Source organism: Opitutia bacterium ISCC 52 (assembly GCA_014529675.2).
Lineage (GTDB): Bacteria > Verrucomicrobiota > Verrucomicrobiia > Opitutales > UBA2995 > UBA2995.
The window spans coordinates 2,713,755-2,736,995 of sequence record CP076040.1 but is presented as its reverse complement, the minus strand read 5'-3'; the positions used below and the strand labels follow the sequence as shown (position 1 = coordinate 2,736,995).

23 protein-coding genes and 1 pseudogene are annotated in these 23,241 nt (G+C 48.6%); 12 read left to right on the top strand and 12 right to left on the bottom strand.

Going from position 1 to position 23,241, the window contains the following annotated elements; all coding sequences use genetic code 11:
* The first annotated feature begins 142 nt into the window (after window positions 1-142).
* The 5 genes from GA003_11660 (at window position 143) to GA003_11640 (ending at window position 3,484) form a co-directional block, all read left to right on the top strand.
* Window positions 143-421, top strand: a complete 279-nt coding sequence (locus GA003_11660) for an acylphosphatase (GenBank protein QXD26695.1) — start codon at window positions 143-145, stop codon at window positions 419-421.
* An 8-nt stretch (window positions 422-429) separates the two neighbouring features.
* Window positions 430-1,164, top strand: coding sequence for an ABC transporter ATP-binding protein (locus tag GA003_11655; protein ID QXD26694.1), 735 nt, complete (start codon window positions 430-432; stop codon window positions 1,162-1,164).
* Window positions 1,157-1,972 carry a hypothetical protein gene (locus GA003_11650; GenBank protein ID QXD26693.1) on the top strand — a complete coding sequence of 272 codons (816 nt, stop codon included), beginning with the start codon at window positions 1,157-1,159 and terminating at the stop codon, window positions 1,970-1,972. Before GA003_11655 ends, GA003_11650 begins: the two co-directional genes overlap by 8 nt.
* 110 nt (window positions 1,973-2,082) lie before the next feature.
* A complete protein-coding gene (locus GA003_11645) occupies window positions 2,083-2,610 on the top strand; it encodes a hypothetical protein (protein ID QXD26692.1) in 528 nt (175 codons plus the stop codon).
* Window position 2,611: 1 nt separating this feature from the next.
* Window positions 2,612-3,484 carry a 1,4-dihydroxy-2-naphthoate polyprenyltransferase gene (locus GA003_11640; protein ID QXD26691.1) on the top strand — a complete coding sequence of 291 codons (873 nt, stop codon included), beginning with the start codon at window positions 2,612-2,614 and terminating at the stop codon, window positions 3,482-3,484.
* 52 nt (window positions 3,485-3,536) lie between these two features.
* Here GA003_11640 and trxA read toward each other — a convergent pair whose 3' ends face one another.
* Genes trxA through GA003_11615 form a run of 5 tightly spaced genes read right to left on the bottom strand, consistent with a single transcriptional unit; the run spans window position 3,537 to window position 7,489 of the window.
* Complete coding sequence (gene trxA, locus GA003_11635) at window positions 3,537-3,851, bottom strand: thioredoxin (protein ID QXD26690.1); 315 nt, start codon at window positions 3,849-3,851, stop codon at window positions 3,537-3,539.
* A gap of 2 nt (window positions 3,852-3,853) precedes the next feature.
* Window positions 3,854-4,126 carry a hypothetical protein gene (locus GA003_11630; protein QXD26689.1) on the bottom strand — a complete coding sequence of 91 codons (273 nt, stop codon included), beginning with the start codon at window positions 4,124-4,126 and terminating at the stop codon, window positions 3,854-3,856.
* A 9-nt stretch (window positions 4,127-4,135) separates the two neighbouring features.
* Complete coding sequence (locus tag GA003_11625) at window positions 4,136-4,381, bottom strand: hypothetical protein (GenBank protein ID QXD26688.1); 246 nt, start codon at window positions 4,379-4,381, stop codon at window positions 4,136-4,138.
* Window positions 4,368-5,162: a segregation/condensation protein A gene (locus GA003_11620; GenBank protein ID QXD30421.1), complete on the bottom strand. Its 795-nt coding sequence runs from the start codon at window positions 5,160-5,162 to the stop codon at window positions 4,368-4,370. The genes GA003_11625 and GA003_11620 overlap by 14 nt, the downstream gene beginning before the upstream one ends.
* A 20-nt stretch (window positions 5,163-5,182) precedes the next feature.
* Window positions 5,183-7,489: a hypothetical protein gene (locus GA003_11615; GenBank protein ID QXD26687.1), complete on the bottom strand. Its 2,307-nt coding sequence runs from the start codon at window positions 7,487-7,489 to the stop codon at window positions 5,183-5,185.
* Between the two features lie 200 nt (window positions 7,490-7,689).
* Between GA003_11615 and glgB the strand changes: the two genes are divergently transcribed.
* Window positions 7,690-9,909: a 1,4-alpha-glucan branching protein GlgB gene (glgB, locus tag GA003_11610; protein QXD26686.1), complete on the top strand. Its 2,220-nt coding sequence runs from the start codon at window positions 7,690-7,692 to the stop codon at window positions 9,907-9,909.
* Window positions 9,910-10,071: 162 nt separating this feature from the next.
* Here the strand turns inward: glgB and GA003_11605 are convergent, their stop codons facing one another.
* From GA003_11605 to GA003_11595, 3 genes are all read right to left on the bottom strand, one after another.
* Entirely contained in the window at window positions 10,072-10,686 is a 615-nt protein-coding gene (locus GA003_11605; GenBank protein QXD26685.1) for a hypothetical protein, read from the bottom strand.
* A gap of 157 nt (window positions 10,687-10,843) precedes the next feature.
* Window positions 10,844-11,353, bottom strand: coding sequence for a hypothetical protein (locus GA003_11600; GenBank protein ID QXD26684.1), 510 nt, complete (start codon window positions 11,351-11,353; stop codon window positions 10,844-10,846).
* Between the two features lie 45 nt (window positions 11,354-11,398).
* On the bottom strand, window positions 11,399-11,623 hold the full coding sequence (locus GA003_11595) for a hypothetical protein (protein ID QXD26683.1): 225 nt from the start codon (window positions 11,621-11,623) through the stop codon (window positions 11,399-11,401).
* A gap of 123 nt (window positions 11,624-11,746) precedes the next feature.
* Here GA003_11595 and GA003_11590 point away from each other — a divergent pair, with 123 nt between their 5' ends.
* Window positions 11,747-13,120: a glutamate--tRNA ligase gene (locus GA003_11590; GenBank protein ID QXD26682.1), complete on the top strand. Its 1,374-nt coding sequence runs from the start codon at window positions 11,747-11,749 to the stop codon at window positions 13,118-13,120.
* A 3-nt stretch (window positions 13,121-13,123) separates the two neighbouring features.
* Here the strand turns inward: GA003_11590 and GA003_11585 are convergent, their stop codons facing one another.
* Window positions 13,124-13,678: a DUF4136 domain-containing protein gene (locus tag GA003_11585; GenBank protein QXD26681.1), complete on the bottom strand. Its 555-nt coding sequence runs from the start codon at window positions 13,676-13,678 to the stop codon at window positions 13,124-13,126.
* Window positions 13,679-13,802: 124 nt separating this feature from the next.
* Here GA003_11585 and GA003_11580 point away from each other — a divergent pair, with 124 nt between their 5' ends.
* The gene (locus tag GA003_11580; protein QXD26680.1) at window positions 13,803-15,479 is read left to right on the top strand and encodes a glutamine--tRNA ligase/YqeY domain fusion protein; all 1,677 of its coding nucleotides are present in this window, start codon (window positions 13,803-13,805) and stop codon (window positions 15,477-15,479) included.
* A 226-nt stretch (window positions 15,480-15,705) separates the two neighbouring features.
* On the opposite strand, the pseudogene GA003_11575 reads toward GA003_11580, so the two are convergent.
* Window positions 15,706-16,689, bottom strand: a pseudogene (locus GA003_11575) (aldo/keto reductase).
* 154 nt (window positions 16,690-16,843) lie between these two features.
* Here GA003_11575 and leuC point away from each other — a divergent pair.
* From leuC to GA003_11555, 4 genes are all read left to right on the top strand, one after another.
* Window positions 16,844-18,268, top strand: a complete 1,425-nt coding sequence (leuC, locus tag GA003_11570) for a 3-isopropylmalate dehydratase large subunit (protein ID QXD26679.1) — start codon at window positions 16,844-16,846, stop codon at window positions 18,266-18,268.
* Between the two features lie 20 nt (window positions 18,269-18,288).
* Entirely contained in the window at window positions 18,289-18,885 is a 597-nt protein-coding gene (gene leuD, locus GA003_11565; protein QXD26678.1) for a 3-isopropylmalate dehydratase small subunit, read from the top strand.
* A 39-nt stretch (window positions 18,886-18,924) separates the two neighbouring features.
* Complete coding sequence (locus GA003_11560) at window positions 18,925-19,500, top strand: MotA/TolQ/ExbB proton channel family protein (protein ID QXD26677.1); 576 nt, start codon at window positions 18,925-18,927, stop codon at window positions 19,498-19,500.
* Between the two features lie 120 nt (window positions 19,501-19,620).
* Window positions 19,621-20,019 (top strand): biopolymer transporter ExbD, encoded by a 399-nt coding sequence (locus GA003_11555; GenBank protein ID QXD26676.1) that lies wholly within the window; start codon window positions 19,621-19,623, stop codon window positions 20,017-20,019.
* 40 nt (window positions 20,020-20,059) lie between these two features.
* Here the strand turns inward: GA003_11555 and GA003_11550 are convergent, their stop codons facing one another.
* Both GA003_11550 and GA003_11545 read right to left on the bottom strand, forming a co-directional pair.
* Window positions 20,060-20,884 (bottom strand): hypothetical protein, encoded by an 825-nt coding sequence (locus GA003_11550; protein QXD26675.1) that lies wholly within the window; start codon window positions 20,882-20,884, stop codon window positions 20,060-20,062.
* A gap of 107 nt (window positions 20,885-20,991) precedes the next feature.
* Window positions 20,992-23,175: a malate synthase G gene (locus GA003_11545; GenBank protein QXD26674.1), complete on the bottom strand. Its 2,184-nt coding sequence runs from the start codon at window positions 23,173-23,175 to the stop codon at window positions 20,992-20,994.
* Window positions 23,176-23,241 lie beyond the last annotated feature (66 nt).

Below are 23,241 nucleotides of genomic sequence, written 5' to 3'. Positions count from 1 at the left end.
GTCTCACCCACCCTTAGCATTAATCTAAAAGTAGCAAGTCATTTTTCGTAATCTTAGCAAATTGAGCAGAGTTATTGAAAGTCAGGTTTGATTGCATATGGTTAACATGGTTGTCTAAGCTATTGATTCTTATAATTTAACTATGGAAGACAGCGTATCTCACTTCAAAGTCTACTTCGAAGGACACGTCCAAGGCGTGGGTTTTCGCTTTACCACATTTAATTTGGCCAAGGGATACGAAGTGACTGGGTTTGTGAAAAATCTGGCTGATGCCCGTGTTCAGTTAGAGCTGGAAGGAGACCGGGAAGAATGCGTGGCCTTTATCAAGGCTCTCAACGAGGAGATGGCCAGTTTCATCCGGGATAAGACACAATCTGAAGTTGAGCGCACCCGCCAACACAAGGCCTTTACGATCCGATAACGGGTTAGATGGATCCGGTAATCAGCATCGACGGATTGTCGAAAGAGTATTCTGAAGGGTGGGGACGACAAGGCAGGCTGGCCTTGGATCACCTTGACTTGGAAGTGAAATCGGGAACCTTGCTGGGAGTGATCGGTGGCAACGGGTCCGGTAAAACCACGCTACTCAAGATTCTCTGTGGGTTATTGCCCGACTATGATGGCCGAGTGAAACTATTCGGAAAAACGCCCAGGGAGCTGGCACAGCAAAACCAAGTGGCTTACATTCCGGAGCGGCCAAGGTTTCCAACGCATCACACTCCACGAAGCTTCCTCTATCTCTGTGGGAAATTAGGCGGTCTAAGTGGCAAGCGCTTAGACACTCGCGTGGAAGATTGTTTGGCCCTTTCGTCCCTTCCGGATCAAGCGACTCGACGAATCGGGCAGCTTTCCAAGGGGGGAATTCAACGTCTGGCCCTGGCTCAGGCACTGATTCATGAACCGCAGGTCATTGTGGCCGACGAGCCGATGGATGGTCTGGATCCATTAGCTCGCCAAAAAACGGAGCAGCTGTTGCGGGAGTTGGTCGAAGCAGGCAAGACGGTGCTACTAGCCACGCATTTGTTGGATGGGGCAGATTCCTTGTTCGAGCAGATAGTGGTGCTTCATCGCGGCCAATCGATTTTTGAAGGACCACCCAGATTTGATTCCAGTTTAAAACAGTGGTTCCTGGAATCATTGAGGAAGGAGCAGGAGGATGTTTGATACCTTAAAGCGTATACGATTGGTCGCGACCGATACCTTGTTGGAAGTCGTGTTGCACAATCGGTGGTATCAGGTCTGCTTGCTCGGACTTGTTTTTCTGATTCTTGGAGTTCAATCGCTGGCCCAACTTCCTTTAGGGGCTTCTGCACCCAAGTTGATCTATGATTTTGGTCTTGGGACCGTCCTTCTGAGTTTGGGGGTCGTTCTCGTGATTCTGATCGCTCTTCAGCTATATGCTGATTTCGAATCAGGTGTTCTCTGCACCCACTTGGTCCGCGGCCTTCAGCGTAGCGAGTATCTAGCCGGTAAGCTGATTGGGAGTTGGTTGGCCTTGGCATTCGCAGGCTGTGTTGCCATCGTTGTCTTGAACCTGCTGGTTTGGGACAACGCAGGAGGTCTCGCAATTGAGGGAATCGATACGTTAACGCCGACCATTGGGGTGTGGGTCCAATTGTGCCTGTTTATATTATTCCAATGGTTAGTGTTGGGGGCGTTGGTCGTTCTATTGTCTGTGCTTTCCAGGACGTTCCTGTTCTCCATCGTTTTGTCGCTGTTGGTGTGGTCTGTGTCGGTATTTGCCAGTGCTGCCGAAGGGATGTACGAAGGTGCGAAGGGGATTGCGGCTGCTTTTTCCCAAGTACTTCGCTACCTCTTGCCGCGATTTGACCTATCCATCGTTCCGGGAATTTTTTGGTACGATGGTGCGTTGGCGGCTGGTAAATTTATAAGTTTCATGGGTGGCGAGATCCTTTACGCGATTCTATTTTTCGTGGCTTCCGCATGGGTGTTTAGGAGGAGAGAGCTGTGAGAAATTGGACCATCATAGTACTAACGTTGTTAGGTATCGTTTTTCTTAATCTGTTTAGTTCTCGATTGGATTTAGAGAACCAGAGGCCAGGTTCGACGGGAGCTAGCTTAGTGAGTTCTTGGTTCTGGGTGCAGGGTTACGGCGCTTGGTTGAACAAAGATGAACCCCGGCTTATTGACAGTTACCGCTTTGCAACTGCACTGAATCCTTCGAATTTAGCCTACTGGCGATTGGCCTCTCAGACGATCGCTTTCGATCTACCCGTATGGAATGCTGATCGCTCGCGAAATGATTATGGTCGGGATGCTCTAGATTTTTTTGAGAATTCGAGACCTTACTTTGTAGATGATCCAGAGTGCTTTCAAACGGGTGCCTTTATCGCAGAAACGGTCGTTGAAGATCCATCGCTGGCTCTGGGTTATTTAGGGGAGGGTGTCGCGATTGAAGGGTTTCCGTATTTGTTGGGAAAGAGTTACGCACGTTTGTTGACAGAATCGGGTAAGCGTTTTGCGGCCCTTACTTTTTTGAGGTCCTGGCAACCGCGATTGGAAGGGGATGCCTATCCTGAACGGCCTCAAGAAATAGCTGATTGGATATTGTCCCTTGAAAAGGAAATGAAACCTCCACATTCCCAATAGCATGGCTTTGAAACCCTGGATCCTGGCGTCCCGTCCGAAAACCTTACCGGCTGCGATTGCACCCGTTATGGTAGGGACGGCACTTGCCCACCACGCTCAGGTGTTTCGGTGGGAGCCCGCTTTGATTTGTTTGCTCTTTGCGTTGCTGATCCAGATCGGGACGAATTTTGCGAATGACTATTATGACTTCAAAAAAGGAGCTGATACAAAAGATCGGGTGGGGCCTACTCGAGCGGTGGCCGCTGGGCTTGTGAAGCCGGAAGCGATGAAGCGTGTGACTGCCATCACCTTCATTATCGCATTTTGTGTAGGACTAGGTCTCATTCCCTATGGCGGTTGGTGGTTATTGGCGGTTGGAATTTCGAGTATCCTTTGTGGCTATGCTTATACCGCTGGTCCCATTCCTTTCGCTTACGTTGGGTTGGGAGATCTGTTTGTGATGTTGTTCTTCGGGATCGTGGCGGTGTGTTGTACGTTTTACGTACAGGCAGGCTTTGTTCCATTTGAAGTCTTTCTTAGTGCAACTGCTTTGGGAGGGTTGAGCACCAACCTGCTGGTGGTTAATAATCTTCGTGATGTGGATACTGACTGCTTGGCCAATAAACGAACGCTGGCTGTTCGCCTGGGTGCCACCTTTAGCATCTGGGAATATCGACTGCTGTTGTTGTGGTCGCAGGTGGTCGTGGTCTGGTTGGCTTTCCGCTTCAACGATTCATGGGTCCAACTTCCGCTCCTTACATTGCCACTGGGATTTATTCTTTGGATAGGTCTTTGCCGCGCAAAGAAGGGACCGGAGTTCAATGCTCTGTTGGCAAAGACAGTTCTTATGCTCGCGCTCTATTCTGTAACTCTCAGTATCGGACTGGTGGTATAAAAAAAGCGACTCCCGAAGGAATCGCTTTCTTGGAAATGGGCTGGTGGCTCGCTTAGCCGAGTTTTGTTTTCAACTCATCCTTCTGAGTGATACCCACCATAGTCTCAGCGAGTTCGCCGTTTTTGAAAATTAAAAGCGTCGGTATGGAACGCACACCGTATTGACCGGCAAGAGGTCCATTCTCATCCACGTCTACTTTAAAGATCTTGGTGTTATCATCCACCTCCTCGGCCAGTTCCTCGAGAATGGCTCCCATCGTTCGGCAAGGGCCACACCAGGGTGCCCAGAAGTCTACGAGTGCGGTGGGTGCTCCGGCGATCGCGTCGTTAAAAGAATCAGTAGATAGTGCAGTTATTTTATCGGACATGATTACAACTCTGAATAGTATAATAAGCAAAAGGCAACTGAAACTAATGCTAAAAATGCATCGAACAGCAGGATGTAGGGAGTGTTGTTGGAAAACCGTGCAGATTGTGCGATCGGACGATCCGGTAGCTTGGGGTAGACAGGCACTGAAACACCGCTTCGGTTAGCTGACGGTTGTGGGACGGCTGCTTTCCCTGCAGAAGGAGGAGGGATACGGTGCTCTGAATCGGGACCTGATACCCTGGGTTCTTTATCCGATGAAGCAGAGGCGCACATGACGGCGGCTTATTGGGGCGTATTTTTTTTCAGAAGGTCTTTTAACTCATCCGGTTCAACAGACTCGAGAGACTTACCTTTGCGGTCCATGTCCTCAAAGGTTTTCATTACGGTCTCAGTCATTTTCTCATGAGTTTCCTGAGATCCTCCCAGAATGGCAAATTTCTCTGCGGATGTAACGCGCTTGTGTCTGTCCTCATTATCGAGGCCGACACCAAACAACATTGCGTCTTTTGACTTTTTATTCTTCTCCATCAACAGGTGATACGATTAGGGACTCTTCTTCGGATTCAAGCTCATTTTCCGGGACGCCTTCAAAGAAGATCTCTGAGAAACTCTCATCCTGCCATATTTTGACGCGGTTTAAACGCGTAAGTTCCAGGCAGGCAAGAAAGGTATACACGACCAGCGTTAAGGTGGTTTTGCCTTTGAATAATCCGCTCAGGGTGTGTTTCCCCGATTTGGCTGTCAGATCCAGAATATACTCCATCCGATCTGAAACAGTGATGTTTTCATCCTCAATTTCTCCAACCACCAGTCGGTCAGATAATCGCCGTAGTACTTGGTTGAGAGCACCCCAAAGCTGCATTTTGTCGGACTTCTTTAATGGGCGAGGTCCTAAATCACTCTGTCTGCCATTTACTTCGCGTGGCACCAGGTTTTGTTGGTGCTTAATCATGAAGTCTAGGTCGCTGGCTGCCTCCTTAAATTTTTTGTATTCTAATAGCTGGTGAACCAATTCCCAACGTGGATCCAGCTCCTCTTCCTCCTCATCGGTTGCTGCAAGCTGCTCGCTCTTAGGCAGGAGCATACGGCTTTTTATCTCCATCAGCGTTGCCGCCATGACAAAGAATTCTCCGGCCAGTTCGAGGTTGAGCTTCTCCATTTCGTAAATCACCGCCAGATATTGTTTGGTCACTTGCGAGACCGGAATATCGTAAATGTCTATCTCGTGCTTGCGGATCAAAAATAGAAGAAGGTCCAACGGGCCCTCGAACACCTGAAGTTTGATCGGGTGATCCAAGCCTTTTAGCAGCGTGTCATCCATAGCCATAATTAGAAGGAAACGAGCTCCATGCCGATACGGAAGGCCCAATCGTCCTCGCGTCTTGCACTCTCGCGAAGGGTCAGTCGATATTCTAATTCAACCGATCGGCCAAATTTTTGAAAGAGTGAGTAATGTTGTTCAGTGAATTCTCTAAGGACGACGTCATAGCGTAAAATGACGCGGCCACGAAAATTGTTGTTGATGCGGGCTCCGATTTCCAAGGAGTGTTGATCGACGTCGAGGAGAGGGAAGAGGTCTCCCGATTTTGGGAATACAGCAGATCCCAGATAACCAAACCCTTGGTTTAGTTTAGCAAGTGAGTTTCGGTACTCTACATACCAAATGTCGGCATCGGTGATGCGGATGCGTGAATTCCATTCCCACAATTTGAAGTGCTCGAGGGAGAATCTCTGGAACATGCCAACTTGAAGCCAGTGCGCTGGGTTCGCCGAGATATCGGAATACAGGAAGCTGAGATCGTCCTCAAAGGGCCCATCAAAGAAATAGTCGCCTGCTAGATTCCAACTGAGTAACTGGCGCGAGCCGTAGTCTTTTTGCTTCGTGTAGAGTTCGTTTTTAATGCCGATGCGTGCCAGGGCTTGGTCCTGCGCAAACACGGCATCTCGACGCGTTGCCAGGTCCCAGTTGGGCAGATTGGTATCGAGCACGTACAGGTGGTCTGATCCTGACCCAGGACCATTGTTCTCATTCGTGGGATTGTGGCGGACCTGTACATAAGTTTTTACGACGTGCTTCAGGCCGTCGATCTTCCACGTGCTATTCTGCCTGTCCCAGGTTCTGAAAAATTCACCTTCCAGGTTGAAACCGAAATCTCCGATCACTTGTGAGAAGTCATTGTCTTCGACATCGACCAAGGTCATGGGCAAGGATGCATACATGCCAGGGTGATACTGAGGGTAGGGGATGCGAAACGTTCCACCTTCTCCGGCACTAAACACAGCGGTGGGAACATCGTTGAGCTCGAGGGCTCTTACCCCCGCAAAGAAATTGAAGCTTCCACCTTCGCCAAAGCGACTTGTGTTTTGTATGCGATAAAATCCATCCAGGCTCGTGAAGGTTTCCTGTTCATGGTCGTCGGTAAGGTAGAAGCTATGACTATTCTGAGCTGCGCTGGCTGAGAACTCGTGATAGAAGCCTCCGCCAAGATGCTGAGGATGGAGATCAAACCGTACCTCTGGGAGTTTTTCCTCAAACACAAATGCGCGGGTAGACGTTTGATCTACAAAAGGAAAGTGATCGCTGGAGAAAAAGTCATTCAGATCAGCTCGGACGAATGCACTCAACGACCAGTCCTGTTCCTGGTATTGATATTCCAGGAAGTTGTCTGGTTGTTGATTGTGGTTGAAATTATCGAAATGGAGATCTCGTTGGATTTCAGGATCGCTGTAGATGTGATAGACCCCATTAAATTGGTGTTTGCCGCCCCAGGTGTTCTGCAAAAAGCCTTCTACAAAATAACGATCTTTTGGGACGGACTCTCCAAATATATCGACTCCTCTATCTCCGCTATCGTGAATCCATCCGGTAGAGGTGAAAAAGTCAGAGTTACTATCTTCCGTTTCCGCCAAATAGCGAAATGCGGGACCAATCAAGATTCCACGATCGGTGTAGACGTCCAGATTGCCACCCGCGAACCAGGTTTCATTTAAAGGAAAGAGGATTTGAGTCTGGGCAAATACGCCAAGGTTACCCCGTGTTCCGAGTTTAGCTCTAACGCGAAAGGGCTCTACGTCAGTCGGGATTTTTAGGCTGGGCAGATACCAGATAGGTAGCCCAAGGACTTCGAATAGCACCTTCTCGCTGTCCACAATCTCACCATTCTCGACCACAAATTTATCAATCGACATGGTGGGGGTAAATTGATCGGGCTCCCGGTAGTAAACTTTGGCGTTTTGAAGCTCAATTCGGGTGTTTGATCCGGTAGCAGTTGAGGCTTCGGCATAGATCGGGGGAGATCCAAAGCGCACATCAAAGGCTTCGACTTGCTGAGTCTGAATATTGACCTTCAAGCGTTCGGCTAAAAAGCGGTACCCCTCCTGACTGATCCGGATATTTCCAATCGCGTCGGCGAGACCTGACTCTTGATCGTACTCAATACGATTCGCCCGCAAAATGAGGTCGCCGTAGGTGAGTGAGGCTTCACCGGTAGCGATCATCTTTTTGTTGGCTTCGTCGAACTCAATTGGCTGATCCGACTCCAGTTGAAACTCTTGCGCGAAGAGTGGGAAAACCGGGATCAGTAGCAGACAGAAAGTTTGGGCGAAAAAGGATTTTAGACGCACGGTGGGAGACATTTATGATTGGGTGGTTTAGGCACAAGACATATTTCGATGAATAGCACCTTCTCTCTGCCTCCGACCTCAAGCACTGCTTTTGCTTTCTTGTCCTGACTTGTGTCGGTCGAAAAATATCTTCTTATTTAAGTCGACAGATGTGCACCAAATCTTTTGGTGGTGCGCTTTTAGTAAATTAACTCTCTGAAAAGGAATCCAGCGTGATCATTTCAAAAGAGGAGCTGGACTCCTTATTGACCGGCCGTAACAGCCACCCTCATACCTACTTGGGACTGCATCCCTGTGAACTGGATGGTAAGACCGGATTAGTCGCCAGAACCTTTGTTCGTGATGCCGTGACTTGTGAAGTGGTGCGCATCCAAAAAACCGCCGAAAAGCGCTTCCCCCTGAAACAGCTTGATGGGGCGGGATTCTTTGAAGGATTTATTCCCAGCTTAAAGAAGCCATTCAAGTATCGTGTGCGCGTTACTTATGCGAATGGCGAAGTGCGGCAATTTTATGATCCTTACTCGTTCCTGCCGACTTTAGGTGACCAGGATCTTTATTTATTTTCTGAAGGCAACGATCTCAAAATCCACGATAAAATGGGGGGACACCTTCGTGAGATTGATGGCGTCAAGGGAGCCAGCTTTGCTGTCTGGGCACCCAATGCACGACGCGTTTCTGTGGTAGGAGATTTCAATCACTGGGATGGTCGTTTTCATTCCATGCGAAGTATGGGCTCTTCTGGAGTCTGGGAGATTTTCATTCCCGGCCTAGAAGCGGGGGCCAAATACAAATACGAGATTGTTACCCAGAAAGAACATTTGCTTCTGAAGACTGACCCTTACGGTGTCTATTTCGAACCTCCACCACACAACAGCACCGTTCTTTACGATCTGTACCAATATAAGTGGAAGGATGATGCGTGGATTGAGAAGCGCGCACAGTCGGAAGGGGCGGCCGTCGAGCCAATCTCGATTTATGAAGTTCATTTAGGCTCTTGGAAGAAAGTGATCGAGGATGGGGGACGCCCACTGAGTTATCGCGAAATGGGTGAACAACTGGGTGACTATGCCAAGGAGATGGGGTTTACTCACATCGAGTTTATGCCTTTGGCTGAACACCCCTTTACAGGATCCTGGGGCTACCAGGTCACTGGATTTTTTGCACCCACCCATCGTTACGGACACCCGGATGAGTTTCGTGAGTTGGTGGATGTCCTGCACGAAAAAGGAATCGGGGTTATCATGGACTGGGTTCCAGCTCACTTTCCCAAAGATGCTTTCGCCTTGGCTGAATTCGATGGCACGCATCTGTATGAACATGCAGATCCGCGACAAGGACATCACAAGGATTGGGGTACTCTAATCTTTAACTACGGTCGAAATGAGATCGTGCAGTTCTTGCTCGGGAGTGCCTTGCTGTGGTTTGAGCGCTATCACATCGATGGTCTGCGGGTAGACGCCGTAGCCTCCATGCTCTACCTGGATTACTCACGTGAAGAAGGAGAGTGGGTGCCCAACGAACACGGTGGACGCGAGAATATCGAGGCCATTCACTTTTTGCGGAAAGTAAATTCTGTAGTTCACCAGGAATTTCCCGGAAGTTTGATGATCGCTGAAGAATCCACTTCCTTTGGCGGAGTGACCAAAGCACCGGAAGAGGGTGGCTTGGGCTTCGACTTCAAATGGAACATGGGTTGGATGCACGACACCTTGCTCTACTTCGGCAAAGATGCGCTTTATCGTAAGTGGCATCACGACAACCTGACCTTTGGAATGCTTTACCAGTTCTCCGAGGATTTTGTGTCGGTCTTTTCGCACGATGAAGTGGTCCATGGTAAAGGCTCCATGATTCAAAAAATGGCAGGAGCTTCGATTACTGAAAAATCTCAGACTCTTCGTTCACTCTATGCATACATGTGGGCCTACCCTGGTAAGAAGTGCCTCTTCATGGGAACAGAGTTTGGGCAATCTTCGGAGTGGCGCTATGATGGATCTCTAGATTGGCATTTGTGTCAGTACAAGGATCATGAAGGCATTCGCAAGATGGTCGGTGACTTGAACCATCTCTATACAGACAACAAAGCGCTTTTCGAAAGGGATAACTCTTCAGAAGGATTTCAATGGATTGACTGTAACGATACAGAAAGCGGAATTCTTTCATTCATTCGTCGAGGTCATAACAAAGCGGACACCTTGGTGGTAGTTTGCCATTTTACTCCCGTTCCTCGATCTCAATACCGAGTGGGTATGCCTTTCAAAGGAAAATGGAAGGAAGTCCTCAACTCCAATGCGGGCGAGTATGGAGGTACCGGTGTCGGGAACTTCGGAGAAGTGTTTACGCAAGATCATCCCTTCCACCATCAACCTGCTTCGGTTGAATTGACTATTCCCGGTTTGACCACCTTGTGGTTTAAGTGGGAAGGCGAAGAGTAGGGAAGGAATTCTCTTACTCGTGTTTTGCTGGCTTCTGGTAGGGCCATTTGCTTGCAAATCGGCTTCCAGGGTATCCATTTTTCTGAACAATTGATAGCTCAGAGAGGTGTTGAGAAACACAGAGGAAGAGGAAGAGGAAGAGGGAGAGGAAGACCCGTTTCTCTACGATGCACCCAGTCCGGAAATCAATCGGCTGAAGTCTTCCATAAACGCGTCGAATACCTGGGTATTCAATTTGGCATCCGTTGTCAGGCGAACTTTCAGAAAATTGCCATCGTAACCGGTGAGCATGAGATAGGACGATTTCGTATCCAATCCGTTTTCAAAGGTATAGTTGAAATATAGGAAAGGTTGTCCTCCTACCTGGATCCAATCATCGGTCACTACACTGATGATTTTATAGAAGCCTTGTCGTTCCACAGCCACGATTTGCTTTTTGGCTTCCTCATACTGCAGATGAACATTTTCAGAATAAATGCCTTCAACAATCTCGTTTATGCCGCCGTCGTAGACTGAGATATCCAGTTGTGTATCTTCATTCTCATACAAATAACCGACTCCGTAACCTGGATGTTCAGCTTCGTATACTTCTAAATTGCGAAAGGGAATACCTGCGAGTGCCTTGGGAAAAACCAGACTTTTTCGTTCCACAGACTCTTCTTCTCCAGGCACCAGTCGAGGTTCCGGATTCTGGTAAGCTTGTTCACTGGGCGTCGTCGAACAGCCCGCCCAAAATAGAAGGGCGCCAAGGAGGGCTGAGACGATCAGGTTTCTCATGTGAATGTTAGAGTTTGAACTTACAGGTAAGGGTTTAGAGTCCCAAACCGCAAAGAACGTTCAAAGAGAGATGATTTTCTCTCTTTATAAGTATATAACGCACTAAACCGGCCATTTGTTTCTGGCTTCAGTCATTTTCCCGAAAATATCGAAAAAATTACCTTCCGGAAGCGAGTAGCAGGTCTACGGAAGCCAATATGGCCGCTTTGTGTGCCTGAACACGGGTAATGAGATCGAAACTCGAAGGCGCCTCCAAGGTGTAATTACCCCGGATCTTATCTTCCAGGTGCATATAAATGGCTTCCGGACAGTGGCCCATGAGTTTGGGCTCCGTATCGATGTCCTCGAGTCGTGGAGCAATAATTCCATCCTTGGCTGACATTTCGTCGATGGTTTCGCTGAGATCAATGGGGCAAACCCGACTGACTGCTTCAATTATCCTGGGTGCCCAAGCATCGGTTAATTCCGTTGGGAGATCGTAGAGGTAGTAGCCTTCGGATTCCCAATCTTCGTGGACGATCAAAGCCAGGTCCCACGGATCTGATTGCTCGATGACTGCTACATGGGCCTGAACTTCTTTTGTTGAAGGCTCTTTGTAGTCGCGATTGAGATCAACGCCCTGGTGATTCTCCCTCTTGTTTCTTCTCAAGCCGGCCGGATTGAGCATTGGAAAAATCGTCCAATCAATATCCAGGCAGAGTAGGTCACTTTCTCAAAGATCGAGGACGGCCAGCGGACCCGCAGGTTCATCACCGTGCATACATGTAGAAATATAGATCCGAGGTGCTGAAGCAGATGTTGCAGCTCGAGTGAAATAAGGGAGCACGGTGCCGTCTTGTTCGATCAGTGGAAAACAATCAAAGCCTCGCTCGCTTGCCGCCTTGTTGAGTCGCTGCAAAGTTGCATCCACATCTATCGTTTCTCCGGTATAGGCCATCGCTGGTGAGGGTTTCGGGCAGGCGGCGAATTTCAAATCCCTTTACAGATAGGCGTTGACTTTGGAACCCTGGCACAAGTGACTCCTTGGCCTTTTTCAAAGCCAAATAATCCACTGTTTGTTATGTCTCAGGTTCGAGTTCGATTTGCACCCAGTCCCACTGGTACTTTTCACATAGGGAGTGCCCGCACCGCCTTATTCAATTGGCTCTACGCGCGCCACACAGGTGGAATATTTGTGCTTCGGGTGGAAGACACAGACCATGAGCGCAATACCCAGGAAGCACTGGAAGTACTTTTGTCAGGCATGCGGTGGTTGGGTCTCGATTGGGATGAAGGCCCGGAAGTCGGGGGTGATTTTGGCCCTTATTTTCAAAGCCAGCGTGGCGAGCTTTACAAAGAGTACATCCAAAAACTCTTTGATGCGGGTCGAGCCTACGAAAAAGACGGCGCAGTATTTTTTAAGTTAGAAGGAGAGCGCTATACAGAATACGACGAATACCATAAGGCGGAGATTGAAAAAGTCCGAACTGCGCCTCAGGAGATCGACGATGCCATCCGAGGGAAGGTTGTTCGAGCGGAAGAGCGCGATTTTGTAATTGTTCGTTCCAATGGGGAGCCTGTCTTCCATTTGGTAAACGTAGTCGATGATATCACCATGGGAATCACGCATGTGATTCGTGGAGAAGACCACCTCTCCAATACGACCAAGCATTGTGAGTTGTTTAAGGCGTTTGGTGCACCCTTGCCGCAGTTTGCGCACATTCCGATGATCCTGAATAGTTCGGGTCCTGGCAAAATGAGTAAACGGGGCGATGGGGTACATGTCGAAGATTACGAAAAACGCCATTTCCTGCCGCACGGTCTGGTCAACTTCCTGGCCTTGCTCGGTTGGAATGCCAAAGACGATCAGGAACTATTTTCATTGGATGAACTGGTTGAGAAATTCGATCTCTCAGGTATTCAAAAAGGCAACGCTCGCTTTGACGAAAAGAAATTGGCTCATATCAACACCGAGCAAATTCGTCGCTTGCCGATGGATTCATTTCGAGAAATGGCAATCCCGGTACTCCAGGAATCTGGGGTCACATCTGAGGATGCTTCCTATGTCGATGCCGTTCTTAAGCTGTGTCAGGAAAAGACGCGGTCGATGGTAGAGTTGCCGGGCTTTGTTGCCTACTTCTTTGACGATGCCTTCACCTTTGATCCAAAAGCAGGCGACCGACTTTTCAAAAAAGGCGAGCCTCTGGAGCGTTTGAAGGAAGTTCAAGCAGCATTAGCAGCTGTGGAAAGCTGGGATGTTGATTCCCTCAACCAAGCCTTCACAGACCTGGCTGCCAGCCAAGGTCAGGAAAAACCCTTCGCTTGGTTCCCGGTTACCCGATACTCCGTATCCGGAACCAGCGGCGGCCCGGACCTGATCCCGATGCTCGAGGTCATGGGTAAGGACTTAGTCTTGTCGCGAATGGAAGCGTTTCCTGCTCGCTATCAGTCCTAGCGGCTATTGGGCCGGAAACCGGTCCATGATTTCGCGAACTTTGCTGGTAAACTCTTCATGGTTGAATTTGTTGTTTTCCAGTTTGTCGATCCAACCAACCCAGAGAAGCTCTTCGTTATCAGGCTCAGTTACTCGAATGGAAAGTGTGCTTTGTTCAATGTATCCAGCTCCGATGGGGCCAGAGCTGACTCCGACACTGCTTCCGCCAGATCGACTGTAACTGCCTCCTCCGATGCCAATCGAGAAACCGCCTTTCTCACGACCACCGGTTACTTCGGTTTCGATGGAGATGAGCATATCTGCCTCTGCTTCCGGAACTTCGCGGTAACCCAAGGCTTGTAGCTTCTCCTTCACGATCGGTGGGATCCACATCAGTTCAGCCGGATTTACACCCGGAACTGTTCGGGCACGGCTTTTATTGATGAAGGCATAGGTGGAAAATTGAGAAAAATCTTCACCGTCTCGGGCCACGCTTTGAATCGAAGAGGTTGTTTTGCAACCAAATGCAAGAAACAGTGGGGCTAAGAACAGCAGGCTATTGCGAATAAGCATCTTCATAATATCAGTGCGGTTTGCATTGTATGAGACATTAACAACAGCCAAAACTGCTTTGTTTCATCTGTTTGACAAATTTCTGAACATTGACCTGCCAAAATAAAGACTCACTATCCCAACCTTTTATATGAGCGAGGAAGAATCCAAACCTACCAACTTTATCCGAGACATCATCGACGAGGAACTGGCTGCTGGCAAACACGAGAAGATTGTCACACGTTTTCCTCCTGAGCCCAATGGGTATCTTCATATCGGCCATTCCAAGGCCATCCTGACCAATTATTCGATCGCCCAGGACTATCAGGGCCGTTTTCACCTGAGGATGGACGATACCAATCCGAGCAAGGAAGATATGTCCTATGTGGATGCGATCATCGCAGACTTGAAGTGGTTGGGCGTGGAGTGGGGCGAAAACTTGTTCTTTGCCTCCGATTATTATCAGCAGCTCTACGATTGGGCGGTGGTTCTCATCAAGGACGGCAAAGCCTATGTGGACGACTTGAGCTTGGAAGAGATGAAGGAGTACCGAGGCAATTTAACTGAGCCTGGGAAAGAGAGTTCTTACCGGAACCGTAGTGCTGAGGAAAACCTTGAGCTCTTCGAACTCATGAAGAGCGGTGACTTGGAGGATGGAGCGAAAGTACTCCGTGCGAAAATCGATATGGCGCATCCGAATCTGAACATGCGCGATCCTGTTCTTTACCGGATTCTGCATCATAACCATTACCGGACCGGTGACGCGTGGTGCATTTACCCGATGTATGACTTTGCACATGGTCAAGGGGATGCGATCGAAGGAATTACTCACAGCCTCTGTTCGCTTGAGTTCGAAAACCATCGCCCCCTGTACAACTGGTTTATCGAAAACCTGCCCGTACCCAGTCATCCACGACAGATCGAATTCTCCCGGCTCAATCTGACTCATACGGTCATGAGTAAACGCAAGTTGCTCCGATTGGTAGATGAAGGATTTGTGAATGGATGGGATGATCCACGGATGCCTACTTTGAGTGGCTTCAGGAGAAGAGGGTATACCTCCGCGGCAATCCATGAGTTCGCCAACCGAGCTGGAGTGACTAAACAAAGCCAACTGATTGATATTTCACTCTTGGAGTTTTGTCTGCGTCAGGACCTTGAAGTTAAGGCAGCCCGTCGAATGGCTGTCCTCGATCCTTTGAAGGTAACCATCACCAATTTTCCTGAGGGCGAAGTTGAGTGGTATGAAGGACCTAATCATCCAGGCGATGAATCTTTTGGAAAACGAAAGGTGCCCCTCACTCGCGAGATATATATTGAGCGCGATGACTTTATGGAAGAGGCGCCACGAAAGTATTTCCGCTTAACGGTGGGGCGCGAGGTGCGCTTGCGCTATGCCTGTTATATTACCGCTACTGAGATCATCAAAGATGACGAGGGTAATATTATCGAGATCCTTGCTACATTCGATCCAGAATCTCGTGGTGCCAATACCGAGGATGGGCGTAAGGTAAAAGGAACGATTCACTTTGTGAGCGCTACCGAGAACGTGCCTTTAGAAGTTCGTTTGTATGATCATCTGTTCCTTAACGAAGATCCTGAAGAAGGTGGGGATTTTATCCAAAACATAAACCCTGACTCCTTGCAGGTGATCACTGCCTACGGTGAACCTGAACTCAAAAACGCCCAACTTGGTGATCCCATTCAGTTTGAGCGTAAAGGCTACTTCAGTATCGATCCCGATAGCTCAGAGGAAACGATGGTATTCAATCGTACCGTGGGCCTTCGTGACTCCTGGGGTAAAAAGCAGCAACAGAAGAAGAAGTAGAAGTAAGCCTCTTGCTCTTAAAATTCATTAGAGGGTATGGTGCCGCTGCTCTGTTCTCGGTCAGCTCGGCGATCTGACCCTACCTATACTCTGGGTGACTGGTTCGCTCTCTTTCTCTTCTACATAAAACTGCGCCTTCAGGCTTTGCCCTCGGCTACGACCATACGGGACCTGCGGTTTCGCCCTACCTTTATTCCAGATTAGTTCGGCCGTAGGAAGTTGAGGATTAATAGGGGCCGCGAATGTGGTCCTTGATCGAGTGTTCGTAGAATTTCTGAAGTTCCTGATGGGTGTCTTCGCTGAGTGAATCCAGAGAAGAGGCGGCTGCATTGTTTTCGACCTGGCTGACTTTGGATGCGCCAGGAATCACGGTGGAGACAGCCTCAAAATCGAGTATCCAACGAAGCGCCCATTGAGCCATAGGTATGGAAGGCTCTTTCATCGTTTTGAGTTGGTTTGCCAGTTCGACTCCTTTGAGGAATGGAAGGCCGGCAAACGTTTCACCCACATTGAAGGCTTCTCCATCTTTATTGAATGTCCGATGGTCACCTTCCCAAAATGTTGACTCAGGGGTGAACTTTCCGGTCAGCAGTCCACTTGCGAGTGGCACACGGGCTAGAATACCAACCTGTTTGGCCTTGGCCTGGTCGAAGAGATCGGATATGGGTTTCTGTCGAAAAACGTTGAATATTATTTGCAGGGAATAGAAGTCAGGAATGTTGTCTATGGCCCAGTTGGCTTCCTCCATCGTTTCCACGCTCGCGCCAAACCGAAGGATTTTACCTTCCTTCTGTAAATCACGAAGGACCTCATAAGCTGACCCTTCCTCCATCGCCTCGAGCGGGATGCAATGAGTTTGCACGAGGTCCAGAGCTTCGACCCTTAGCCGTCGCAGAGAATCCTCGATGCGAGGGCGAATCGTATCGGCTGTATAGTTATCCGGATAGATGCCTTCGCCTCGGCCCACCTTGGTCGCAATGAAAAGATCGTCTGTTTTCCCTCACAGATAGCTGCCGATGATGGTCTCACTGCGACCGGCCCCGTACACATCGGCTGTGTCTAACAAGTTAATTCCCCTGTCGAGTGAAGTCCTAAGAATTTCACGGGCGGTCGATTCTTCGACTTCTGCCCAATTGCCGCCAATCTGCCAGCATCCCAGTCCTACTTCAGAGATTTCGATTCGTTCTCTTCCAAATGTTCGATAGTGCATACTTGAAGTCTAAATCTGGAGCCGCATATGCAATCAAAAATCCACAATTTTTTTCACGGGTAGCTTAATTCCAAAGGGGTTCTAAAATAGATTGCTCTGTCAGATGCTTTTGCTCTTAATCTCCCGGTTTCGAAAATAATCACACGTTTGACCCATGGCTAAAAGTCTATTTGAGAAAGTTTGGGATGCTCACACCGTTCGCACATTGTCCAGTGGAGAGACCCAATTGTTCATAGGAACGCACCTCATTCACGAGGTCACCAGTCCGCAAGCATTTGGTATGCTTCGCGAAATGGGGCTCGGTGTGAAATTCCCAGATCGCACATTTGCAACGGTGGATCACATTGTCCCGACCAACGAAACTGTTGAGCCATTCTCCGATGCTTTGGCCGATGCAATGATCAAAGAGCTCCGCAAGAATTGTGCTGAGAGCGATATCACATTTTTTGATTTAGATTCTGGAAAACAAGGAGTCGTTCACATCGTGGGTCCAGAGCAGGGGATTACCCAGCCCGGCACAACGATTGCCTGTGGTGATTCTCACACCTCCACGCATGGAGCTTTTGGAGCCATTGCTTTTGGAGTTGGAACCAGCCAAGTGCGTAACATTTTAGCTACGCAGACCATGGCCATGAGTAAACTCAAAGTGCGTCGTATCAACGTGAATGGCGTATTGAGCCCTGGCGTTTATGCAAAGGACGTAGCCCTGCATATCATCCGTATGCTGGGTGTGAATGGTGGAACCGGATTTGCCTACGAATATGGCGGCGAAGTCTTTGACTCCATGACTATGGAGGAACGGATGACTGTGTGTAACATGTCCATTGAAGGAGGCGCTCGTTGTGGATACGTCAATCCTGACGAAACCACGTTCGACTATTTGAAAGGCCGTCCTTATTCACCTGAAGGTGAAGCCTTGGATGCCGCAGTAGAGACTTGGAAGTCCTACGCGTCCGATGCGGATTGTGATTACGACGACGTCGTTGAGATCAATGCTGCAGACATCGCACCCACCGTAACTTGGGGGATCAATCCAGGGCAGGGGATCTCAATCGATGAGAACATTCCTTCTCCTGATTCAGTTCCAGAGGATCAGGTAGCTGGTATAGAAGAGGCCTTGGAGTTTATGCAATTTGAAGGAGGGTCGCCTATTAAAGGCACCAAGATCGATGTCGCATTCATCGGTTCCTGCACCAACGGTCGCCTGAGCGATTTTGAGGAAGTAGCCAAACACATTGAAGGCAGACTGGTCGCAGATGGTGTTCAGGCCATCGTGGTTCCTGGATCCCAAGTCGTCGCTTCCATTGCCGAGGAAAAAGGTCTGGATAAGATTTTCATCTCTGCTGGATTCGAATGGCGAGCCGCAGGTTGTTCCATGTGTCTGGCCATGAATCCCGACAAGTTGGTCGGCGATCAGATTTGTGCCAGCTCCAGTAATCGTAACTTCAAAGGACGCCAGGGTAGTCCCACTGGCAGGACTTTGCTGATGAGTCCTCTCATGGTTGCGGCGGCGGCCATTACTGGGCAAGTTTCCGATGTTCGGGAAGTGTTCGGCGTGTCAGAAACTGCATCTGTGTAATCCACTTAAACTTTATTTCCATGCCTTTAGAAAAAATTACTCAAGTATCCGGGACGGCTGTTTCTGTCCCTGGCAACGATATCGATACCGACCGGATCATTCCTGCACGGTTCATGAAGTGCATTACCTTTGATGGACTGGGTGAGTTTATGTTTTACGACGTTCGGAAGAACGAAGATGGATCGAACAAGGAACATCCGTTAAATGATCCTCGCTTCGCCGGAGCTTCAATTCTGTTGAGCGGAAACAATTTTGGTTGTGGCAGTTCACGGGAGCATGCACCTCAGGCGATTGCCAAGGCTGGCTTCTCTGGAGTTATTGCAGAAGGGTTCGCTGAGATCTTTTTTGGTAACAGCACCACTTTGGGGTTACCTCTTGCAGTGGCTACCAAAGAAGATATCCAAACCATTGCTGCTGCTGTGGAAGCAGATCCTACCACCGTCGTTACCATCGATGTTGAAAATCAACGCATTCGCTTTGGCGATCAGGAGGTCACTTGCTTCATTCGTGAGTCTGCCCGTGAAAGTTTGGTGGAAGGCAAGTGGGATCCCATTGCTGAGTTACTTGAAGGCGATGAGCAAATTAATGCCACCGCAAAGGAACTTCCTTACGTTTAAGCAGTATCTAATAAACAAGTTCCTTATTTCCTATACCCTATGATTCAAATTATCGAAGGCTCCGGCGTCTTTATTTATCCTCTCGGTCTATGTTCTATTCTTGGCATCTTTGTGATTTTCGAGCGGGGTATTACCCTTCGCATCGAGAACATACTGCCAAAAGCTTTGGTCGACAAAGTTATTGCCGGGCAAATTGATGATCCGCATGAAAAGGAATCGGTTCTAAGTAGAATATTGGATTTCTTTAACCACCGCTCACAGGAGCCGGATAAGATCAGAGCATTCACGAACCTCGAGGTGAATCGTATGGAACGGGGATTGGTCATACTGGAAATTGTTACGGGTGCGGCTCCGCTGCTTGGACTTCTTGGAACGGTTACCGGTTTGGTTCAAGTATTTGCCAACACGTCCTTTGAAACCGGAATTCCGGATCAAACAGCCTTTATTGGCGGTGTGGCTCTTGCGCTTACGACAACCATGATCGGTCTCAGTGTGGCGATTCCCAGCTTGGTGGCCTACAACATCTTCCAGCGTCGTATCGATACTTACACCGTGCAGTTGGATGCGATGATCGAGCGTTTGCATACGCTAAGTCAGCCCAACTCCAAACTCTAGTCCGCGAGTTTTTAGCGAATGGCAGGAAACCCTTTAATCAGGCAATCAACGGTCTCACGACCGTCGCTACAATGTAGCCATGCTCGTGAGAGCATGGACCAAACGGTTCTTTAGTCTACAATGCCCACTACACTCACCAGGAAGTCACGCAAAGTAGTTATCAACATCGTCCCTTTGGTTGATGTATTGATTGTATTGATCTTCTTTTTCCTGATGACGATGCAGTTTAAGAATGTGACGACCTTGAACCTGACCATGCCGAAAATCGAAACGGCCGGTAAGAATAAGTTCGATAAGAACATTATCATCGAGATTGCTCAGGATGGGCATTTCCTGGTGAACGGAACATCCATGGAGAAGGAACAATTGGAACCAGCTCTGCGACAACTCAAACCTGTAGCGGATGATATTACCGTTCTCATCCGAGCTGACGAAGACACACTGTTGAAGAATCTTACTTATATCATGGATTCCTGCAGAAAGTCGGGGCTCGATAAAATTCGGCTCCAGTCTCGATAGCGATTCCAGCTTGTTTCAGCTGGAATTCTTTGCGCTCAAGTTAGTTCTTGAGAATGCAGTTTATTGACCGTGCAAGATTCCGGCCAACGGGTTTGTCTGCAAAATTATGATGAGTTCCGAATGCAGGAATAACACAAAGTTTTCCAGATACTCGGCCACCCCATCCTGCACAAGGATCACCGGTTTGGTTAATTGCGTTTCCATCTAATGGGCAGAATGCGTAGACATCTACATCCAGAGTCTCGTACTGGTATTCTTTAAAAAGTGGTCGGATTTCGTTTTCTATCTGAGGATCCTTGTTGAATGGTCGTTTGAGCATACCACGATTCTTCTGATAAGTTGAAGGAAGTCTAGACAGGCGGTCGGAGGAATATTTCGTACAATCGATGTTAGACTTACGGCTAATCGTTGGGGAAGAAGGTTTTTTTTTAATTTCCTGGTCAGAAAATGATTCACCGTATGAATCGAGAAGAATGAGGAATTCAACTGTCCTCCCTCTACTTTTCAGTTCTTTGGCAAGGTCCCAGGCCAAATTTCCCCCAAATGAAAATCCGCACAATCTAACGGGCGAATCTCCCAATTGAGAATCCACCAAATCCACGATTTTGGCCGTTAGTTCTTCAACGGAAGAATACCTACATTCCTTTGAATCTGTAATTGGCTCGACGATGTAGATCGGTTGGTCGGGATCCAGCATGTCTTTAAGATCACTAAAATAGCAGCCTCCACCCAAGTGCGGAGCGACCAAGATGAGAGGCGAAAACGATCCTTCTGTTCGGACTGAATGCCAAACGGGAGTCAAAGCGTCGTTAGCCTCCTTGGTTGGTTTCTTCGGTTGAATTGGCTTTTGGGTTTCTAAATTCACTGGTTAAAAGCTCCTAGTTTTCTTTTAGGCAAATCATTAAAAATAAAGCCTTAAATTGCAGGATTTGCAGCTACTTCGCAAAAGTTCGAAGGCCATTTAAGTCATCTTTAGCGTCTGTTTAACGCTTTTGCCTCCTTACGCCGACGATGAAGCACGGGTTCGGTATAACCGTTGGCCTCGCTTACACCTTTAAACACCAGATCCAAGGCTGCTTGGAATGCGATGCTATTATCGAAGTTTCCTGCCATGGAGATGTAGGCGGAGTCTCCTTCATTCTGCTCGTCCACGACTCCGGCCATTCTCTGAAATGTTTCCATCACTTGCTCTTTTTTGACCAAGCCGTGGTGAAGCCAATTAGCAATGTGTTGGCTGGATATGCGTAAGGTCGCTCGATCTTCCATCAGACCCACATTATGGATATCTGGGACTTTTGAGCAACCGACACCCTGATCTATCCAGCGAACGACATAGCCCAGAATCCCTTGTGCGTTATTATCCAAATCACTCTGGATCTCTTCTGGGCTCAGCTGGCGATCTAGTAGAGGCGGGGTCAATAAGTCGTCTAAGCTCGCTCGTGCTCGAGAGGCTAATTTATCCTGAATTTCGAAAACGTTAACCGAGTGGTAGTGTAATGCATGGAGCGTGGCTGCCGTGGGCGAGGGGACCCAAGCGGTATTGGCTCCCGCTTCAGGATGAGCCTCTTTGGTCTCCATCATCGTTTTAAGATCGTCGGGTGCGGTCCACATGCCCTTACCAATTTGCGCTTTTCCTTGAAGACCCGTCTCAAGGCCCAGGTCTACATTCCAGTCTTCGTAAGCTAATATCCAAGGAGTACTCTTGATCTCCATTTTAGGAAGCATGAGACCTGCGTTCATACTCGTGTGGATCTCGTCTCCAGTTCGGTCAAGAAAGCCTGTGTTTATGAAAACGATACGCTCTTTGGCTTCACGGATACAGGCCTTCAAATTGATGCTGGTGCTTCGCTCTTCGTCCATGATGCCCATCTTGATCGAATTGCGTTCGAGTCCCAGAGCCTCTTCAACGCGGCTAAAGAGGGTGGCTGTAAACGCGACTTCTTCTGGGCCGTGTTGTTTGGGTTTAACTACATAAAAACTACCTTCCTGACTGTTAACATGTTTTCCCAGGCCCTTGATATCATGTATCGTCGCCAAGCTTGAAACCATGGCGTCCAGAATTCCTTCCGGGATTTCTGAACCGTCGCCCAGCATCACGGCGTTGGTAAACATGTGGATGCCCACATTCCTGGCCAAAAGAAGGCTGCGACCTTTCAGAACCAATGAGTCTCCTGACGGTGTAGTAAACTCACGGTCTGGTTTCATGGCACGTTGAACCACTTTATCGCCCTTACTAAACTCTGCGTTGAGAGTGCCTTTCATCAGCCCGGTCCAATTGCGGTAAACTTCAACTTTATCCTCTGTATCTACGGCGCTTACTGAGTCTTCGAAGTCTTGGATAGTCGTAATGGCTGATTCCAGAATGACATCTTTGATTCCGGCCGAACTGGCTTTTCCAATCGGGTGCTCGCGATCTATTTGGAGGATGACATGTAAGCCGTTGTGCTTGAGGCAAAGCTCAGTCAGCTGATCTCCCTCGCTGTTGAAGCCCGCAAATTGTGCGGCGTCGGCTAGCATGGTGTTTCCACTACTGGTTTCAAGCGAGAGCGATTGTCCTGTGCCGTCCTCGATAAGAGCTATATGGGTAACTGAATTCCAAATGCCCCCAGCCAAAGGGAAGTTTTGGTCGAGTAGCTTGCAACTTTCTTCAATGACGGCTGAACCTCTTGCGGGATTGTATTCGGAGCTTGTTTCCAAGCCATTCTTATGCGGAATCACATTGGTTCCGTAAAGAGCGTCATACAAACTTCCCCAACGTGCATTGGTCGCATTTAAGGCATAGCGAGCATTGTTTACAGGAACTACCAGTTGCGGTCCGGGTACTATGGAAATCTCTGCGTCCACGTTTGTGGTTTCGATCTGAAAGTCATCTCCCTCTGGAAGTAGATAGCCAATCGAGGTGAGGAACGATTTGTATTCCTCGTTCGGGAAAGTAGCGCCTGGATGATCTGCATGCCACTGATCTATTTGTGCTTGAAGGGCGTCTCGTTTTTCCAGCAGTGAAAGGTTGATCGGGAGGAGGTCCTGGACGATGTCATCCAAAGATTTCCAAAATGCTTCCGGTTCGACTCCGGTTCCGGGAGCAATCTCATTTTCAACAAGCTCGTACAGCTCTTTTCCAATTTTTAGTCCACCGATCTCGATTCTATTGCTCATGCTGTATTCTTGTATTCAAAGGGCCCAATGCTCGGAAATGCCCAAGCCGTTACGATCAACTAAACC